Genomic DNA, 19,986 nt, shown 5'->3' with positions numbered 1-19,986 from the left:
CATAAATACTATGTCGGCTGTAGATATGTCACATTCTGGTTCTTTATCTGATGCGCATGCACATGATGAGCACGATCACCACGATCTGCCTTGGATTCGTAAGTATGTATTCAGTGAAGACCATAAGTACATTGCTAAACAATATTTAGTTTCAGGTATTGTTTGGGCTGTTATTGGAGGTTTACTTTCAGTGTTGTTCCGTTTGCAATTAGGTTTTCCTGATGCAGATTTAACCTGGTTAAAACCATTGTTAGGGGAGTGGATTCAGAATGGTAAATTAGATCCTGAATTTTATCTTGCATTAGTAACCATGCATGGTACAATCATGGTATTCTTTGTATTAACAGCGGGTCTGAGCGGTACGTTCAGTAACTTCCTGATTCCGCTTCAGATTGGTGCACGTGATATGGCATCTGGCTTTTTGAACATGCTGTCTTATTGGTTGTTCTTCCTTTCAAGTGTGATCATGATGTTCTCTTTATTTATTAAAACAGGACCTGCATCAGGTGGCTGGGTAATTTATCCTCCATTGAGTGCATTACCACAGGCAGTAAACGGTTCAGGTTTAGGGATGACATTATGGTTGGTTGCAATGGTATTCTTTATTGCATCAACATTATTGGGTGGTTTGAACTATGTAACTACAGTAATTAACCTCAGAACAAAAGGTATGACGTTTACACGTCTTCCGTTAACGATCTGGGCGTTCTTTATCACTGCAATCATTGGTTTATTATCCTTCCCGGTATTATTCTCAGCAGCATTATTATTAGTATTCGACAGAAGTTTCGGAACAAGTTTCTTCTTATCTGAAATCTACATTGGTGGGGAAGCGTTACACAACGAAGGTGGCAGCCCAATCTTATTCCAGCACTTATTCTGGTTCTTAGGTCACCCGGAAGTATACATCGTATTATTACCTGCATTGGGTGTAACATCTGAGATTGTTGCAACGAATTCACGTAAGCCGATCTTTGGTTACAAAGCGATGATCTTCTCTATTGTTGCTATTGCATTCTTATCATTCATTGTATGGGCCCACCATATGTTCGTAACAGGTATGAATCCATTCCTGGGTTCCATATTCATGTTCCTTACATTGATCATTGCGGTACCATCTGCGGTGAAGGCTTTCAACTACATTGCTACATTATGGAGAGGTAACATCATCTTTACACCTGCTATGTTGTTCTCTATAGGTCTGGTTTCTTTCTTCATATCAGGTGGTTTAACAGGTATTGTATTAGGTAACTCTGCAGCAGATATTCAATTACACGATACGTATTTCGTTGTAGCACACTTTCACATTGTAATGGGTTCTGCATCCTTCTTTGGTATGCTTGCCGGTGTTTATCACTGGTATCCTAAAATGTTCGGCCGTATGATGGATGACCGTTTGGGTTATATCCACTTCTGGTTAACATTTATCGGTGTTTACCTGATCTTCTTCCCGATGCACTACATTGGTATCGCAGGTTTTCCAAGACGTTATTATTCATGGACAGGTTTTGATGCGTTCAATAGCTTTACAGATCTGAACGAATTGATCAGTATTGCAGCGATCGTAACATTTGTAGCGCAATTTGTATTTATCTTCAACTTCTTCTACAGCATGTTTAAAGGTAGAATTGCTACAATGAACCCATGGAAATCAAATACATTAGAGTGGACTACGCCAATCAATCCGGGTCACGGCAACTGGCCGGGTGCTATTCCGCACGTGTATCGTTGGCCATACGATTACAGCAAGCCTGGTGCTGCTGATGACTTCATTCCGCAGACAGTGCCATTCTCCGAAACTCCTGAGTCTAATTTACCAGGCGAAGTAGACGAACATTAATTCATATAAAAGACTAACCTCCGCGGGTTAGTCTTTTTATTATCTTATTTATCCAAAAGCATTAGCTAGATTTTTTTATAGTCTTACTAACACTTTTGGATTTTTTATGCTGGTACCTCTTGCTCTTGACATACTATGAATATCGTACATATTAATCGTTTCTACCGAATAGTCTTTGTAAGTCTGGTAACTATTTATCTGGTGATTCTTGCCGGTGGTATTGTGCGGAGTACAGGGTCGGGCATGGGCTGTCCGGATTGGCCAAAGTGTTTTGGAACCTATGCACCGCCGCTGGAAGAGTCACAACTGCCTGCGGATTATAAGGAAAAATATGCTGTGCAGGGGCACCCGGCGGTATTCAATGTATACAAAACATGGACCGAATATGTCAACAGATTAGTCGGTGCTATTGCCGGACTGATCATTGTTTATCAATGTATCTATGCGACCCGCTTTCTTAAAACTACGCCTAAATATTTCTGGTACTCTTTGCTGTTAGCTGTATTAATGGCCTCTCAAGGCTTATTAGGTGCAAAATTAGTGTCATCGTATCTGAAGCCGATTTTGATAACATTACACATGGGCGTTGCTTTACTGATCATGGGAATATTGATCTGGTTGTTGGTTGAAGCAGGAAAAGAAAAGCAACGTTTGCATGCAGCGGATTATGCCGAAGAAGATCTGGGCAGAAAATACCGTTGGGCGATGTGGGTATTTATTTCATTAACGGTGATACAAATATTCTTAGGAACAGAAGTGCGCGAAACCATTGATATTATTTCATATGCCCTGGATTATCAATATAAAGAAACATGGATTGCTTCTGCCGGAAGTATTTTTATTATACACCGCAGTTATTCTATTTTATTGACAGCAGCAACAATATATTTTACCTTTATTTTATACAAACAACGTGCGCTGTATCCAAAGGCATATAGGCTTTCAACAAAGATTGCAGCGGTTATTGCTATTGAAATAGCGGCAGGAATAACACTGGCATATTTTGCCTTACCACCGTGGGCGCAACCTATACATTTGTTGTTCGCAACTGTATTGTTAGGTGTCCAACTTGCATTTGTTTTTAGGTTTATGGTAGGACAAAACAGAAGGAGTGTGTAACTTGCGTACCCAACACATAGATATCGATCAATCATTGGCTTCACAATTTCAGGCATATTTCAAATTAACGAAGTTCAGACTTACTTCTACTGTAGCATTTTCTTCGGGTATGGGGTATATTCTTGCTGAACGCGGGCAAGTAGACTGGCTGAATTTAGTACTATTTCTTATCGGAGGTTTTTCCATTACGGTATCGGCCAATATTATCAATCAGATTATTGAGCGGGAGTCAGATAAACTGATGAAGCGTACCGCGAGCAGACCATTGCCGGAAGGTATTATAACTGTGCAGCAGGCTATCATAACTTCTGCATTGTTTCTGATTGCAGGAACCGTAATACTAGCCGTATACAGCACGTTAAATGCGCTTATTCTGTCGTTAATCTCTCTGGTTATTTATTCGTTCATTTATACGCCATTAAAAACCGTTTCGCCAATTGCTGTATTTATAGGAGCTTTCCCTGGTGCATTTCCTCCGATGATCGGCTGGATCGCTGTAACAGGCGAATATGGATGGGAACCGGGTGTTCTGTTTGCTATACAATTCTTATGGCAGTTTCCGCATTTCTGGGCCATTGCCTGGGTTCTGGATGAAGAATATAAAAAGGCAGGGATTAAATTATTGCCTACTAAAGACGGAAGAAGTAAGCACACAGCAACAATCATTATGACGTATACCTTGTGTTTATTGCCATTAGGTTTTCTTCCGTATCTGTTTGGCATGTCAGGAATAACATCTGCATACATTGCATTGGCATGCGGCATATTATTCTTTTTTCAAACCATGTATCTGTGGAAGGAATGCAGCGTGAAAGCAGCACTGTTATTGATGTTTGGATCCTTTCTCTATTTACCGATTGTTCAGATAGCATTTGTACTTGATAAAATTTATTAGATAATATGGATACTGCAGATAATACTCTAGACAAACAATTTCCTCAAGAAGAAGAAATAAAACCAACGTTTGCGATGGAACCAAAGAAATTCCTTCTCTGGTTATTTATTGTTACGATCGTGATGCTTTTTGCCGCTATGACCAGTGCTTATCTGGTTCGGAGCACAGATGGCGACTGGTTAAAATTTGATCTGCCGAACAGATTTCTGGTGAGTACGGGAGTTATTATATTAAGCAGTGTAACCATGCAGTGGGCATTTGGCGCAGCAAAAAATAACAACAGAACGATGCTATTGGTTGCTTTAACCGGAACCATCATTCTGGGCTTAATATTTTTGAAACTGCAGGTAGATGGCTGGGGACAGCTGGTAGATCAGAAAGTATTCCTTGGCGGCAGATACAGTAATCCTGCCGGTTCATTTGTTTATATTTTATCCGGTTTACACGGTTTTCACCTGATTACAGGCTTGATTTATCTGTTAATCGTTTTATATTCAAGTATAAGAACACAAGCAGGTTCTTTAAACTTATTACAAATAGAGATGTGTACAACTTATTGGCACTTTTTAGATTTGCTTTGGATTTATTTGTTTGTATTTTTACAGGTGAATAATTAGAATAAGAACTAATTTATTATTTAAGTATATTATATGGCAACGGCAGTTATCGACGAAAAAGAAAACAAAGCCCTTTGGGGAGGAGATGCAGAACCACTAAAAGCTAGTTATGGCAAATTAATGATGTGGTTCTTTTTATTATCAGATGCTTTAAGCTTTTCTGGTTTATTAATTACCTATGGTTTTGCGCGTTTTTCACATGCTACGTATGATGGCCTGTTACATGATTTTAAAGCTTCAGTAGCATACTGGCCAATACCGGAAAAAGTATTTACACACATTCCGTTCTTTCATATTAATGCCCCGCTTGTATTCGTAGGGTTAATGACTTTCATCCTTATTCTTTCTTCTGTAACAATGGTATTGGCTGTTGAAGCCGGCCACCGTAACGATAAGAAAGATGTTCAGAAATGGATGTTATGGACAATTCTTGGAGGTATAGCATTCTTGTCTTGCCAGGCTTGGGAATGGACAATCTTCATCAGCGGTACAACAGATGGATTAACAGTAACAGATGCTGATGGTTCAGTGCGTCAGATCTTTGGTGCTAATCTGATTCAGAATGAATATGGCCCGAGATTATTTGCTGATTTATTCTTCTTCATTACAGGTTTCCACGGCACGCACGTTTTATCCGGTGTAATCATTAACATTCTGGTGTTCTATAACGTATCTTATGGTACATACCAACGAATCGGCACGTATGAGATGGTTGAAAAAGTAGGTCTTTACTGGCACTTTGTCGATCTTGTTTGGGTATTCGTATTTACCTTCTTCTATTTAGTTTAATTTCAATAGCTTAAAAATAGTACATACAATGGGACACGCATCACATTCTCACGGACACTCTTCTGAAGTACAACCAAGAGATCCGGCAAAAATCAAACATTTACTTGTTGTTACAGCCATCTTAGGTGTTTTAACGGCTATTGAATTCGTTTTAGCTTTTACAATGGAAAGAGGGATTCTTCTTACAACAATTTTCGTATTAATGACATTGGTTAAAACATTTTATATTGTAGGTGAATTCATGCACTTAAAATATGAAGTTAAGTTATTGATATGGGCAATTGTATTGCCTGTAATATTCATCATCTGGTTAATTTTATCTCAATTGATTGAAGCGACTTATGTATTTCATTCAATTAAAGAAATCTTCGGTTAATCATTAATCTCCGTATTCGAAAGAATACTTTCTCATTCAATTATGAACACTACTAAAAAGACCGTGTACTTATGCTTAGCGCTGTTAGTACCGGTCTTTTTAATTTTTCTATTTACCTTTTTCGCACGTACACAACACACATTGCCTGTATACTTTGCATATGATTCAACAGAAACAGAACGCGGCTACATTATTACAGACGCGCACCGAATTCCAGCTTATACATTAACAGATCAGAATGGTGATGCTTTTAAGAGCACAGCATATGATTCCAGTTTTAAGGTTTACGACTTTGTATTTACACGTTGCGGCAGCATCTGTCCGGAAATGACCACTCAGATGATCCGCGTTCAGGAAGCATTTAAGCATGATAAAGATGTGGTACTTATTTCATTAACCGTAGACCCGGAACATGATTCTTCTGAAGTACTTCAGCGCTATGCAAAACAGTATAATGCTATTCCCGGCAAATGGTATTTCCTGACCGGAGAAAAGGATACGATCTATACCTTGGGGCAGAGACAGTTCTTTTTGACTGCAAAGCAAAACGAAGAAGATCTGACAGACTTTCTGCATAGCGAACGTATTGTATTGGTAGATAAAAACGGATGGATCAGAGGCTACTATACAGGCACCAATGAGAAAGATGTAGACAGACTGATTACAGAACTTAAAGTATTACAAAAAATAGAGCGTGATGCAAAACGAAAATAATCTTGTTAAGGTATTAAACGATAAAACAATCAACATTCTGGCAATAGCAATTCCGGTTGCTGTAGCGCTGTTATTGGGTTTGCCTTTTAAACTTGATTTGGGAAGCTGGACAAACACATTGCCGCATATCAACGCATTGGTAAACAGCCTTACCACCTTATTTCTTGTTATCGCTTTTGCAGCGATCAGACGTAAAAACATTGCCCTGCACCGTACCTGCATGCTGATTTGCGTAGCTTTGGGGCTCTTTTTTCTCCTTACGTATATCTTATATCATTTAACACATACATCTACTCATTACGGAGGAACTTCTCCGTTAAATTATGTGTATTACTTCTTATTAATCACACATATTATCTTAGCTGCTGTAGTTGTTTATTTTGTATTGAAGGCACTTTATTTTGCTTTTACAAGCGATTTTGAACGACACAAAAAAATAGTTAAATGGGCATACCCAATCTGGCTGTATGTTTCTGTTACGGGAGTACTGGTGTATTTAATGATTAGTCCGTATTACGGTAAATAATACTAAACAATGTTTCCTATGAAAAAAGCGTATATCATTCTGCCTCTTTTACTTCTTATATTATTTATTGGATTGAATATGGATGCGGAAGCACAATGTGCTATGTGCCGTGCTCAATTGGAAACTGCTGATAATGCAGGCGCAGATGCTAAAAATACCGGTATTAACTCCGGAATATTATACCTGATGTTATTCCCCTATATTCTGATCGCTTTTATCGCATTTCTGTGGTACCGTTCTTCCCAGAAGAGTAAGCAGCAAGCGAATGCTTAAGTAAAAAGCATACTATTACGGGCATATTTCCGTATTTTTAGGGTATATGATGTTGCCGTTTAAGTCTTTCTCATCTTTTTTAACCTTCCTGCGTTGGGTCATACTTTCATTAGGCGTAAGCTTAACGTTATTACTGATTTTTAGAACTGCATGCATCCATCTGGATCAGAATATTTATTATTCTACTGTTTCAAACCGCGTGAGTCATTCAATGACTGAAACAGAAATTCAAAATAAAAACATCTTAAAAAAAATAGGAGCGAAAGAAATTTCTTTTTCGGCATTTAATAAAATAAAAAAAAGCAATCCATTTTTTGTGTATGAAGAAGGCCGCTTAATTTATTGGTCTGAATCTGAAAATATACCCAATTATAAATTTTTAAAAGGCGTAAATAAATGGAGTTATATCAGTAACAGCACCGGTAAATACCTGTCTTGCCGCGATACGGCTTCCATGGATGGGAAAACAATAGAAGTATTCTCGTTGCTGGAACTTGAACGCATTTATTCCGTTGAAAACACCTTTATAAACAATCACACAAACCCCTTGCTGTTTAAGCATATTCCGGTACGTATTTATATATCAGGGAAACAAACAGGGCAGGTGATAGGCCGGCACGGGCAGTATTTATGCAGTTTTGAATGCAGCTCATCGCAGCAGGATTTTATATACGGCACATTTGCTACCGTTATTTATGTGTTACTCGTGCTGCTGGTATGGGTGTATTTTATCACGGAAGTATTATGGAAACGCAAACGTAAGGTGATGCATGTACTGTTTCGCATCGCTTTATTTATAAGTTTCCGGCTGCTTTTGATACTGTTAAATCTGCCGGAATATTTTTCTTCGGATGAAATCTTTTCATCAGGTTATTATGCTTCTTCTTTTTTCAGCGAATCAATATTTGATCTGGTACTCAATATATTTTTCTCTGTTTATTTATTGTTTGAAATCATTTCAGTTGTTCAGCACCGCAAGATCTACCGATTTATTTATATCAATAAAAAAACACTTATGGTTCGGATCAAACTCGGTTTAAGTATTCTGCTTTCCTGGGTTTTTGCTGTAACTTATTATTTGATGATTCGCAGTATCGTATCCAATTCTACGGTATCTCTGAATCTGATTGAGGATTTAGATGTTTCGGTACTGCGTATTTTATTAGTGGTATCAATCATTTCAATTTCATTTGTGTTCTTTTATTTAGTGCATTTAACACTGCAGGTTTTATGGAGGTTGTATAAACGCTATAGAATTGATTCCCCCATGCAGCTTATTACATTGTATCTGATTTTTATTGCAATAAGTGCCTTTATTGATCCGCAGCTGGCGGTTGTCAGTATGTGCTTAACGGTGTTTAGTTTATTGAGTTTACTTCAGGGGTATCCGGCTATTTTAGGGAAAATGAAATACCAATCTTTTATTTACATTTTTTTATTTTCCCTGGTTTCTTCTTTAATGATTGGTACGGCTATTTTTTATAACGGCAGAAATAAAGTGAATCAGCAGATGAACCGCTATGGCGAACGTTTGCTGTATGATCGGGATGAAATAACAGAATTTTTATTGCAGGAAGCTTCTATCAACATTCAACGCGATGGGTTTATACGTGAAAAGATCTTATCGCCTTTTTCTGATCTGACAATTGTAAAAGATAAAATTCAGAAGAAGTATCTGTCCAATTATTTTAATGATTATTCCGTTCGCGTAGAATTGCTGGATGCTACGGGAGAGCCTTTCAATACACAGACCGGACAGGTAACCTACAACGAATACTATAATACCGTTTTAGTGAAATCTACCTATCTCAATAAACTTGATCTGTATAGCTACAACGATCACATAACAAATACACGGCGCTATATTTCTGTGAATAAGATTACTTCTTCGAATATCGTAATTGCTTACATCATTATTGAACTGGAATCAGGTAAGTATAGTAAAAACAGCGTATTCCCTGAATTGGTACTGGATCAGAAACAAGTTCAGGAAAATTATAAAGATTTCGATTATTGTATTCTGAATAATGGGAAATTGGAAACCAGTTATGGCTATTTTAATTACGATCAGCAGTTCATAAATTTTATCCGCAATAAACGCAATAATAATATACAGGAATGTACGTATGAAGGGTATTATCACATCTGGTTAAAAGGAACGGATAATGCCTGGATCGTAGTAAGTAAGCCGTATGGTATTATGGATATATTGATTTCAAATGCATCCCTGTATTTTTTATTCCATATTGTAGGTATTCTGTTTATTGTACTTGTGCACGTGTACCGCATAAATCTGCAGAAACGCCAGGTCAGTTATGCAACCAAGGTACAGATCTATTTAAATCTTGCCTTTTTCATTCCGCTTTTATTGGTCAGTGTTATAACCCTGGGTTATGTAAATAAAAACTATGAACAATCGCTGATGAATCGGTTTATCAATGATTCAGATAAATTGTCTGCCTTGATATCATCACGTACGATTATTCAGGATCGGATCAGTAAAGCTTCGGTAGGTGAGTTATTGCTGGAGTCTGATCTGACACGGGTGGAACAGCTGGATATTAATATCTACGGAACGAACGGATATTTACTGGCAACAAATCAACCTGAAGTGTTCCGGAAAGGAATTCTTTCAAGCTATATACAGCCCAGTGCATACGCGGCACTTCTCGAAAGTAAAAACCAATATATTGTAACTACAGAACAAACGGGTTCATTATCCTACAAATCCATTTACCGGTTGATACGTGTTCCGGGAACCGGAGCCATTGCGGGTATTATACATTTGCCATTCTTTGAATCAAAGGAAGATATTGTGCGGCAGATATCGTCGTATCTGAAAATTATTCTGAACATCTTTTCAATCGGTTTTATCATTTTATTATTGCTTTCGTACCTGGTTGCCTTTTATTTAACATATCCTTTAAAGCTTATTACCATAGGGATTAAAAAAACAGGCTTGTATGATAATGAACCGATTCAATGGCAGTCTTCCGACGAAATAGGACGTCTGGTTCAGGAGTATAATTCCATGCTTATAAAGCTGGATGAAAGTAAGTTAATACTGGCAAACTCAGAGAAGGAGAGTGCCTGGAGGGAAATGGCCAGACAGGTAGCGCACGAGATCAAAAATCCGTTAACACCCATGAAGTTAAAACTGCAGTATCTATTGCAGCGCTTTAATAATGGCGGATCAAAGCCTACGGATGAAGAATTAAAACAATCTTTTCAGACAATCTTAACCCAGGTTGATTCGTTAAGTGAGATAGCAAGTTCTTTTTCATCTTTTTACAAATTGCCTGAATTGCAGCTTGAAAAAGTTGAATTGAATTTATTAGTAAAAGAACTGGTCGTGCTGCATCAGCAACAGGATCAATCGGGCATACAGGCGCACATACCGGCAACACCAACATTTATAGTGGCAGACAAAACAATGATTGTAAATATTTTAAACAATTTATTGTTGAATGCAATACAAAGCATACCGGATATGCGTACGCGTAATATTGATGTGTATGTGAGTCAAAAAGTAGATCGTGTGCTGATAGAAATCCGGGATAATGGAACGGGTATACCAACAGAACTTCAAAGCAAAATTTTCGTGCCGTATTTCAGTACAAAATATTCAGGTTCAGGCATAGGTTTGGCACTTGCAAAACGATTGGTTGAGGATATGAAAGGCACCATATGGTTTGAAACTACAGCAGATAAAGGCACTTCATTTTATATAGAAATGCCTTACTATAACGAATGATAAGGGTTTATGTAATTACACTTTTCTTTTTTTTTGTTATTGTGCATAGCGGATATGCGCAATATAGTAATCTGCGTTGCCGCTGGATCAAACCTTCTGAAGATGGTATAAAACTGGATTCTCTTTCTGTCGTTCCGGGAAGTATTGAAATAAAATCCCCCGGCGGTTACACAAGTACATACAGTATCGCATCCAACCTTCTTACTCTATCACCAGCTCCTTTACCCGATTCGATATTGGTCTGCTACCGTGTTTACCCGTTTGATTTAGCAAAACGTGTTTACAAAAGAGATCTTTCCATTTATGATTCGCTTGGCGGTTACAGAGAAGTAATGCGGCTGCGCGGCTACAGCAATACGCCGCAGCAACGGGAGGAATTATTTTCAACGCCCGGCATCAACAAAACCGGTGTGATATCGCGTGGGTTATCGGTTGGAAATAACCAGAGTGTTTTTGTAAACTCTGTGCTGAACCTGCAGCTGGATGGAAAGCTGACAGAGAATTTAACCTTGACTGCAGTAATTTCTGATCAGAATATTCCTTTTCAACCAGAAGGAAATACGCAGCAGCTGCAGCAATTTGACCGGGTGTATATTCAGTTAAAAACACCCAAGACTGCATTAACCGTAGGAGATATTGTTTTGAAGGAACAGCAGTCTTATTTTTTACGCTACTACCGTAACGTACAAGGGGGGCATATTATGCATACCGAAAAAAAAGATTCCACTTTTGAAAGTATTACACAGGGGGGGATCGGTGTTTCAAAAGGTAAATTTAATTCCATGCAGTTTTCACCGGGTACTGCAGACGTATTGCTGGAGGGAGTGCAAGGGCCTTACCGGTTAAGGGGGGCCAACAATGAAGCCTATATTACGATTATTGCAAATTCAGAACGGGTATATTTTGACGGCAGGCTGCTGACGCGAGGGTTTGATTACGATTATGTGATCGATTATAATACAGCAGAAATTACGCTAACTCCTTATATATTGGTTACGCGATATAACCGCATGCGCGTTGATTTTGAGTATACCGATAAAAATTATGCGCGTACAAACACCGCCATTTCGCAAAGCATTAAAAACAAAAACGGTGTATTTTCTTTTCAGTACTATACAGAAAAAGATAATCCGCGTAACCCCTTGTTGCTCGATCTTTCAAACGCTGATCAGATCTATCTTTCAACGATCGGGGATGATCTCACAAAAGCTTATATTGACGGCGCCGATTCTGTTGGATATACCCAGGGTGCTACCTTATATAGCAAAACAACAGTAGCAGGTGTGGATGTGTACGAGTATTCTACGGACCCGGCTACAGCTGTGTATCAGGTAAAATTTTCTCAGGTAGCACAAGGGCAGGGCAGTTACTCCCTGGATAATGCAACGACTAATGCACGGGTGTACAAATATGTAGGTTTGCCGAATGGCAATTATTTACCAGTTCAGTACATTCCTACTCCGAAGAAAAAGCAAATGATCCAGGGTTCTTTTTCGCAATACATCAATAAACACGAACAGGTTTTCAGTGACATTGCATTCAGTCAGAATGATATCAATTTATATTCTACGTTGGACAAAGGGGATGATGCAGGTATGTCTGTACGTGCCGGTGTGAAAAGTAATAAACGAGACATTGGCCTGTTAAATAAATACCTGTTAACATCAACGCTTGCATATGAACTCAATGAGAAAAATTTCAGTGCGATTGACCGCTTCCGTGCAGCAGATTTTGAACGCTACTGGAATGAAGATGTTACCAGGCTTGGTAACAATAACATGGTAACAGGGAATATTACCTATGCTAAAAATGCAAGTGAGCTGATGAGTTATTCCCTGAATTACCGGAATAAGGAATCCGATCTGAATGGCGTACAGCATCAGGCACAATTGTATCAGAAGATCGGAAATTTGTTTTTTAAAGGTGATCTGTTTTTAAATAACAGCAATAACTACAGAGGTAAGGCAAACTGGGAGCGCTATAACGCACATGTATATTATAAAACAACTACCATCACCCCAGGTTTTCAATACAATACAGAAAAGAACCGCGTGGTCGATTCTTCCGGGAATTTATTACAATCCTTAATGTATTTTGAAGAATTTAAATATTATGTTACCTCTAACGATACTGCTAAGTTCAGATATAAAATTGATTACAGCAGCCGGAACGACAGGCAGTTATTTGGCAACGAATTGCTTCCTTATACAAAGGCACAAACTGTAAGTTTTACAAGCGGTATTAAGTTCAGTTTAGACCATCAGTTAAATTTTGTTACTACCTACAGGTATCTGAATTATGTTGGTCCGGTAGCAACACCAGGCGATGAAACGATCATGTCGCGGGTAGACTGGAGTATCAGTGCATTGAAACGGCACATACGTTCAGAACTTACGGTTACAACAGGCGTGGGGCGGCAAGCCAGGCAGCAGTTTGTTTTTCAGCCGGTAGCAACCGGACTGGGAACCTATGTTTGGCGGGATTATAATAATGACCGCATTCAGCAGATCAATGAATTTGTTACTAAAATTTATAATGATACGGCTGAATTTATTAAGATTTACCTGCCTTCCAACGATTATTATAAAGCGTATACCAACCTGATCAACTACCGGCTGGATATGAGCATGCCAAGGAAATGGAAATCTTCTAATTCCTTTATGTTAAAAACCTTATCGAAACTTTCGAATACATCCTCCATTACATTAAATAAAAAAACAACCGATGATAATTTGTGGGAGCGGTTTAATCCTGCTTCCCCGAGTACAAGCGATACTTCCTTGCTGGCTTTTCAGCGCGTTATCCGGGCAATTGTATTTTACAACCGGTCAAGCTCACTTTTCGGGATGGATCTTGCCTACACCGCAAATGACTCAAGGCAGTTTTTAACACAGGGGTTTGAAAACCAATCCATCAACGATCTTGTGTATGGGCTGCGTTCTACATTTAAACGCATGTATGCCTGGAAGATAAAACTGACCACGGGATTCAACAGCGTGAACTCCGATTTCAATACGGTTAGAAACTATTATATAGAGTACAAAAAAGCAGATAATGAGATTTCCTATCAGCCGCGAACAAATCTGCGTTTTTCAATTTTAAGCGGAGTGGCCTACAAAATAAATACGCTTGCGATCGGGAACGGTGAAAATGCGATCTTATATAATATAGGTACGGAGCTGAAACTGAATAAACTTTCCAAACGCACGTTTACCACAACCATTAAATATATTCGCATCAATTCCAGGTTGAACGGTACGCAGGAGAATAGCCCCATTGCCTACGAAATGCAGGAAGCTTTGCTGAGCGGAAATAACATGACATGGAATGTTGTCTGGCAGGAGCGTTTGACCAATGGGTTACAGATATCGTTTTCGTATGAAGGCAGAAAATCGGAATCGGTTAAAACTATTCATACAGGCAGGATGCAGTTGAGCGCGTTGTTTTAGGATACATGCGGAAGGCTTAACGCCTAACGCTGAAAGACTAAGCTTTTTGTTTACAGCTAACGATACAATGAACCTTTATTGGTGGTGGGTGGTCTGTGTGCCACAGACCACGGAATTGGTGGGCCTTTAGCTTTCAGCCTTTAGCTTTCAGCCTTTAGCTTTCAGCCTTTAGCTTTCAGCTTAATTCTTCATATCCCGGATCAGCTTACTGGCAAAGATAAAATCCTGCAGATCTTTTACATCCGTTTCAAGGATATTGTCTTTTGTTCCTTCCCAGATCTTTTCGCCTTTAAACATAAAAATGATGTTTTCACCGATCTCAAGCATAGAGTTCATATCGTGCGTTACTACCACGGTAGTGATATCATATTCATGTGTAATTTCCTGAATCAGATTATCGATCCGGATTGAGGTTTGAGGATCTAAGCCTGAATTGGGTTCATCGCAATACAGGTATTTTGAATTCAGTACAATTGCACGGGCAATACCCACCCGTTTTGCCATACCGCCGCTTATTTCCGAAGGCATTAATTTTGCTGCCTGATCTAAGCCTACACGTTGCAGACAGAAATTGACCCGATCTGTTTTTTCAGATTTAGACATATTACTGAGCATGTCTAAGGGGAACATCACGTTTTGCTCTACTGTTTTAGAATCAAACAGGGCGCCGCCCTGAAAAAGCATGCCGATTTCTCTGCGGATCACTTGTTTTTCATCTTTATTCGCCTGCGTAAAATCGCGTTCATCATATAAAACAGCACCTGAATCGGGGTGAACCAGCCCCACCAGTGTTTTTAATAACACACTTTTTCCTGTACCGCTGGCTCCAATGATCAGGTTTGTTTTTCCTTTTTCAAATTGGGCCGATACATTTTTTAAAATCTGTTTACCGTTAAAGGACTTATTAATGTTTTTGCACTCAATCATAACGACTTATTTGGCAATAATGGGAGGATTAGTTTAATAGTAATTGAGCAAGCAGCAGATCGGCAACCAATACACCGATACAACTATTTACAACCGCTGTGGTAGAAGATTGTCCAACTTCCAATGCTCCTCCTTTAGTAAAATATCCCTGATAAGCAGAAATAGAAGAGATCAAAAAGGCAAAAACGAATGCTTTTATCAGGGCAAATGTAACATTGAATTCATTAAAATCGATCTGTACACCGTACACAAAATCCTGTGTGGTAATAATGTTTCCCAGAATACCGGCTATGTAACCGCCTAAAATGGATAATAATCCCGCAAATGTTACCAGCATCGGGATCGTAATAAGGCTGGCAAGGATTTTGGGCAAAATCAGATATGATGCGGAATTTATACCCATAACTTCCAGAGCGTCTACCTGTTCGGTTATGCGCATGGTACCCAATTGGCCTGCAATGCTCGAACCGACTTTACCCGCCAAAACCACGCAGGTAAAGGTAGGGGCAAGCTCCAAAATGGACATTTCCCGTACAACGGAGGCAACCACATAGATCGGAACCAGGGGACTAACCAGGTTGGCAGCTGTCTGAATACAGGTTACTGCACCAATAAAAGAAGAAACAATGGCAACAATAAAGATGGAATTTGTACCGATCAGGATACATTCATCGATTGTTAACTTCCAATAAACACTAAATTTTTCTCTTCTAACAAAAAGACTTCCCATCAAAATCATGTACTTCCCAAAACTCTTCATCGTATTTTACTATCAAGTAACCGAATAATCTGCTTAAAATCCTTACTAAAATAAGGTATATTTAAGTGGCAAACAATTTAAAATTAACATGAATAAACTAGTCATTATAACAGGTGGTACGAAAGGAATCGGCAGAGCATTGGTCTATAAATTTGCTTCCGAAGGGTTTGATGTTTTTACCTGTGCCCGAAATAGAGAAGATCTGGACTCTTTAAAAAATACTATTTTGTCTAACTATGCCGGTATACAGGTTTTTACCCAAGTGGCAGATGTTTCCAACAAAAAAGGAAGAGAAGAAGTGGTACGGGCGTTTACCCAACTGAACCGGGCGGCAGATGTTCTGATTAACAATGCAGGTGTTTTTGTTCAGGGGCAAATCCATAACGAACCCGAAGGTGTTCTGGAAACGCAGATCCAAACCAACTTATATAGTACCTATGATATTACCCGTGGAGTGATTGGCCGGATGATCGAAAACAAGAGGGGGAGCATTTTTAATATCTGTTCCATTGCGAGTATCATGCCGTATGCAAACGGAGGGTCATATAGTGTCTCCAAGTTTGCCATGCTGGGCATGACAAAAGTTCTGAGAGAAGAGATGAAGCCATACAATATCCGGGTGACGGCGGTACTGCCCGGAGCAACGCTGACTGCTTCCTGGGATGGGGTAGACCTGCCGGAAGAACGATTCATTAAGCCAGAAGATGTGGCTGATTCAATCTTTGGTATCTATAAACTATCCGATCATACCGTAGTGGAAGAACTGCTTTTACGTCCTCAGCTGGGAGACATTTAAGTAATGTGTTCTGGTAAAATTTACATATCCATATACCAAGCTCATTCAGTCCGAATGAGCTTTTTTAGTGCTTTTTTTAATCATTTTACAAAAACAACAGCAACTTTTTTAATTCATCTGATACTTTATGTTAAATTAATTAATTGTTCTGATTTTTAAATAACTAAATGTTAAATTTTAGATTAGTCTAAAAAAATAAAATGCTTCAAAAAACGAATTAAATAGCATATCATGGAGGGGAATTCAACAAAAAAGTTATCTTTCCTGATATATAACGAAATCAAGAGATGTCATCAGGCGAACTTTCTTCAATAAACACAAAATACTGTTCCAGTCTTACCCAGTATGTGCGTAGGAAATCAAGTGTTGTTACCATAGGAAAAGTTCCGATGGGCGGCGACTATCCTATCCGGTTACAATCGATGACTACGGTTGATACGATGGACACGATGGGCAGCGTGGAGCAAATAATCCGAATGGTAGAGGCCGGATGTGAGTATGTCAGAGTGACAGCTCCAAGTGTAAAGGAGGCTCAGAATTTAGAAAACATTAAGAACGAATTATTAAAACGCGGGTACGATGTTCCCCTGGTTGCCGATATACATTTTACTCCGAATGCAGCCGAACTTGCTGCAAAAATTGTTGAAAAAGTCCGGATTAACCCGGGCAATTATGCCGACAAAAAGAAGTTTGAAGTAATCGAATATACAGACGCTTCCTATCAGGAAGAGCTCGAACGTATACGTGAAAAGTTTATTCCGCTGGTAAAAATCTGTAAAGAATACGGTACGGCGATGCGGATCGGAACCAACCACGGCTCTCTTTCAGACCGGATTTTGTCCCGCTACGGAGACACTCCTTTGGGTATGGTGGAGTCTGCACTGGAGTTTTTGCGCATCTGTGAAGACTTGGAATATTACAATATTGTAATTTCCATGAAAGCAAGTAATACCCAGGTTATGGTGCAGGCATACCGCCTGCTGGTTCAGAAACTGGAGGAAGAAGGGCTGCGTCCTTACCCCTTGCATCTGGGTGTAACGGAAGCCGGAGAAGCTGAAGATGGAAGGATAAAATCTGCCGTTGGGATCGGAACATTATTGGAAGACGGGTTAGGAGATACCGTTCGGGTGTCCTTAACCGAGGCTCCGGAATTTGAAATTCCCGTTGCTCAAAAATTGGTTGACCGGTATATCGACCGGAAAAAACACGCTGCTATTCCCTTCGTAGAAAAAAATCCGATCAACCCGTATTCTTATAAAAGGAGAACGACTACAGATGTACATACAATCGGTGGCTTAAATGTGCCAAGAGTGATCGCCGATTTCAGTGATGTTGAATCACTCGAGGTTCAGGACCTGAAATCTATAGGACATTTTTATTTGCCTGCATTGGATAAATGGAGCATGAATGATCTGGGTGCAGACTTTATCTATACGGGTAAAAACAAAGCACCTTTTATGCTGCCGAATGGCCTGAAGGAAATTGTAGATGCAGATACGTGGAAGGTGTTAACGGACCAGACACATGTATTTCCGTTATTTATGGCCCGCTGGTATAAAACGGATGTGGTAAAACACCCGCAGCTGAACTTTGTTGTCGCTGATATTGAAGATGTTGACGACGCCTTGTTGCTGCGTTTGGCTTCTGATACAACCGCTGTGCTGATCCTGGAATCGTTCAATGAACATGCCATGGCCGAGTTGAGAAGGAGTTTTATCACGTTAATGAACAGAGAGATCGCTACACCCGTTATTATAAAACGTGCGTATACACATAAGAATGAAGAAACGTTGTTTTTGGCAGCTTCAACCGATGCAGGTGGTTTACTGGTAGATGGGCTGGGAGATGGTATTTTCCTGTCTTCAGAAAAAATGATTCTTGCGGAGAAAGAAGCGTTGTTGGCATATTTAAAATCGGTGAATAATCTGGGTTTCGGAATTTTGCAGGCAGCACGTACGCGTATGACCAAAACGGAATACATTTCCTGTCCATCCTGCGGAAGAACTTTGTTTGACTTGCAGGAAACGACCGCGATGATCCGTAAGCGCACTGATCATTTAAAAGGCGTGAAGATCGGGATCATGGGCTGCATTGTGAATGGTCCGGGTGAAATGGCCGATGCCGATTACGGATATGTGGGTGTTGGGAAAGATAAGATTGCGTTATACCGCGGACAAACGGTTGTGAACAAGGCGGTACATTCGGATAAGGCCGTAGATGAGCTAATCAATATTATTAAAGAAGATGGCAAATGGCTGGAACCAGTGGTTTCGGAAGTTATATAAAGCTATATATCAAAATATGAAGCTATTTAACTTCAAGCAATCTCAACCAAACATGCAGCAAGCGATAAAAGATTTGGCTGATCATATTCCTGAATTTTATAAGAACCACAAACAGTTTACAGATTACAGTGAGTTTTTAAATAATAGAGCATAGGAACTTGCAATAGATCGTTTGATAGAATCAGCAAATGAAACATCATATTGTTATTCGGAAGACTTTTGGGATAGCTTAATAAATTGTTCTGAAAAAATGGGTTTATTTGATCAGGCAAATTATTGCAGAGCAAAGTCAAGGAATACAAATAAATGATTCTCCTTAAATTTAATAATTACACAAATGAAAGAATATTTTAAAATAGGGGAAGTCTTCACCTATTTCTTCCGGAAAAAAGATCCCAATACAAACCCTTCTATATATATGAAGCTGATGTATGCAGCGAATAAAATCGCTATCGTTCTTTTTCTGATTTGCCTGTTTGTTATTTTATACAGACTGTTTATTCGCCAAAACGGCTGATCTTATTATATGTATATGAGAATACTTAAATCAATCCTTTTAAGTACGGTGTTATGTTGTTGTATACAAATACACTCTATCGCAGCACCTGTTGTTGTTACACTGCAATATCAAACAGTTGCTGCAGCACCTTATGAACAGGTTGCTTCTGTAACCATTCCTGTAACAGTTGTGCCCGGAAGTACAGAAATTCAACTGGATAAACATCCGGAAAGAAAAAGCCGGCTCGCCCGCCGGAATGTTCTGGTAAAAGAAGTATTTATCACTACCGGAGAAGTGCTTTGGGTAATGACAGAAATTATTGTTCAGATTATTATTGATAATCCCTGTTTACTAAGATAGTTTTTAA

Annotated in this window: 17 protein-coding genes; 15 read left to right on the top strand and 2 right to left on the bottom strand. The window is 39.1% G+C overall.

Annotated elements, in window-relative coordinates:
• Nucleotides 1-10: 10 nt before the first annotated feature.
• From CHU_RS10765 to CHU_RS10715, 11 genes are all read left to right on the top strand, one after another.
• On the top strand, nucleotides 11-1,840 hold the full coding sequence (locus tag CHU_RS10765) for a cytochrome c oxidase subunit I (RefSeq protein ID WP_011585586.1): 1,830 nt from the start codon (nucleotides 11-13) through the stop codon (nucleotides 1,838-1,840).
• A gap of 135 nt (nucleotides 1,841-1,975) precedes the next feature.
• Nucleotides 1,976-2,959, top strand: coding sequence for a COX15/CtaA family protein (locus CHU_RS10760; protein WP_011585585.1), 984 nt, complete (start codon nucleotides 1,976-1,978; stop codon nucleotides 2,957-2,959).
• Nucleotides 2,952-3,854, top strand: coding sequence for a heme o synthase (cyoE, locus tag CHU_RS10755; protein ID WP_011585584.1), 903 nt, complete (start codon nucleotides 2,952-2,954; stop codon nucleotides 3,852-3,854). Before CHU_RS10760 ends, cyoE begins: the two co-directional genes overlap by 8 nt.
• A gap of 74 nt (nucleotides 3,855-3,928) precedes the next feature.
• Nucleotides 3,929-4,471: a cytochrome c oxidase subunit 3 gene (locus tag CHU_RS10750; protein WP_011585583.1), complete on the top strand. Its 543-nt coding sequence runs from the start codon at nucleotides 3,929-3,931 to the stop codon at nucleotides 4,469-4,471.
• Between the two features lie 33 nt (nucleotides 4,472-4,504).
• The gene (locus CHU_RS10745; protein WP_011585582.1) at nucleotides 4,505-5,260 is read left to right on the top strand and encodes a heme-copper oxidase subunit III family protein; all 756 of its coding nucleotides are present in this window, start codon (nucleotides 4,505-4,507) and stop codon (nucleotides 5,258-5,260) included.
• A 28-nt stretch (nucleotides 5,261-5,288) separates the two neighbouring features.
• Nucleotides 5,289-5,636 carry a cytochrome C oxidase subunit IV family protein gene (locus tag CHU_RS10740; protein WP_011585581.1) on the top strand — a complete coding sequence of 116 codons (348 nt, stop codon included), beginning with the start codon at nucleotides 5,289-5,291 and terminating at the stop codon, nucleotides 5,634-5,636.
• Between the two features lie 42 nt (nucleotides 5,637-5,678).
• Entirely contained in the window at nucleotides 5,679-6,350 is a 672-nt protein-coding gene (locus CHU_RS10735) for an SCO family protein (RefSeq protein ID WP_011585580.1), read from the top strand.
• Complete coding sequence (locus CHU_RS10730) at nucleotides 6,334-6,876, top strand: DUF420 domain-containing protein (RefSeq protein WP_041932341.1); 543 nt, start codon at nucleotides 6,334-6,336, stop codon at nucleotides 6,874-6,876. Before CHU_RS10735 ends, CHU_RS10730 begins: the two co-directional genes overlap by 17 nt.
• 18 nt (nucleotides 6,877-6,894) lie before the next feature.
• Nucleotides 6,895-7,149 carry a hypothetical protein gene (locus tag CHU_RS10725; protein WP_041932340.1) on the top strand — a complete coding sequence of 85 codons (255 nt, stop codon included), beginning with the start codon at nucleotides 6,895-6,897 and terminating at the stop codon, nucleotides 7,147-7,149.
• A 46-nt stretch (nucleotides 7,150-7,195) separates the two neighbouring features.
• Entirely contained in the window at nucleotides 7,196-10,903 is a 3,708-nt protein-coding gene (locus tag CHU_RS10720) for a sensor histidine kinase (RefSeq protein ID WP_143144204.1), read from the top strand.
• The gene (locus CHU_RS10715; protein WP_011585576.1) at nucleotides 10,900-14,352 is read left to right on the top strand and encodes a hypothetical protein; all 3,453 of its coding nucleotides are present in this window, start codon (nucleotides 10,900-10,902) and stop codon (nucleotides 14,350-14,352) included. Before CHU_RS10720 ends, CHU_RS10715 begins: the two co-directional genes overlap by 4 nt.
• A 180-nt stretch (nucleotides 14,353-14,532) precedes the next feature.
• Here CHU_RS10715 and CHU_RS10710 read toward each other — a convergent pair whose 3' ends face one another.
• Both CHU_RS10710 and CHU_RS10705 read right to left on the bottom strand, forming a co-directional pair.
• Nucleotides 14,533-15,279, bottom strand: coding sequence for an ABC transporter ATP-binding protein (locus CHU_RS10710; protein WP_011585575.1), 747 nt, complete (start codon nucleotides 15,277-15,279; stop codon nucleotides 14,533-14,535).
• 28 nt (nucleotides 15,280-15,307) lie between these two features.
• On the bottom strand, nucleotides 15,308-16,039 hold the full coding sequence (locus tag CHU_RS10705) for an MlaE family ABC transporter permease (protein WP_011585574.1): 732 nt from the start codon (nucleotides 16,037-16,039) through the stop codon (nucleotides 15,308-15,310).
• Between the two features lie 88 nt (nucleotides 16,040-16,127).
• Here CHU_RS10705 and CHU_RS10700 point away from each other — a divergent pair, with 88 nt between their 5' ends.
• The 4 genes from CHU_RS10700 to CHU_RS10685 all read left to right on the top strand — a co-directional run bounded on the left by CHU_RS10700 (nucleotide 16,128) and on the right by CHU_RS10685 (nucleotide 19,979).
• Nucleotides 16,128-16,835, top strand: coding sequence for an SDR family oxidoreductase (locus tag CHU_RS10700; protein WP_011585573.1), 708 nt, complete (start codon nucleotides 16,128-16,130; stop codon nucleotides 16,833-16,835).
• Between the two features lie 287 nt (nucleotides 16,836-17,122).
• Nucleotides 17,123-19,120: a (E)-4-hydroxy-3-methylbut-2-enyl-diphosphate synthase gene (ispG, locus tag CHU_RS10695; RefSeq protein ID WP_011585572.1), complete on the top strand. Its 1,998-nt coding sequence runs from the start codon at nucleotides 17,123-17,125 to the stop codon at nucleotides 19,118-19,120.
• A 337-nt stretch (nucleotides 19,121-19,457) separates the two neighbouring features.
• Nucleotides 19,458-19,637, top strand: a complete 180-nt coding sequence (locus CHU_RS19855) for a DUF6728 family protein (RefSeq protein ID WP_011585570.1) — start codon at nucleotides 19,458-19,460, stop codon at nucleotides 19,635-19,637.
• Between the two features lie 15 nt (nucleotides 19,638-19,652).
• Nucleotides 19,653-19,979 carry a hypothetical protein gene (locus CHU_RS10685; protein WP_143144203.1) on the top strand — a complete coding sequence of 109 codons (327 nt, stop codon included), beginning with the start codon at nucleotides 19,653-19,655 and terminating at the stop codon, nucleotides 19,977-19,979.
• The last annotated feature ends 7 nt before the right edge of the window (nucleotides 19,980-19,986 follow it).

It is taken from the genome of Cytophaga hutchinsonii ATCC 33406, assembly GCF_000014145.1.
In the GTDB taxonomy this organism is placed as follows: domain Bacteria; phylum Bacteroidota; class Bacteroidia; order Cytophagales; family Cytophagaceae; genus Cytophaga; species Cytophaga hutchinsonii.
This window is presented reverse-complemented; position numbering and strand designations above follow the sequence as displayed.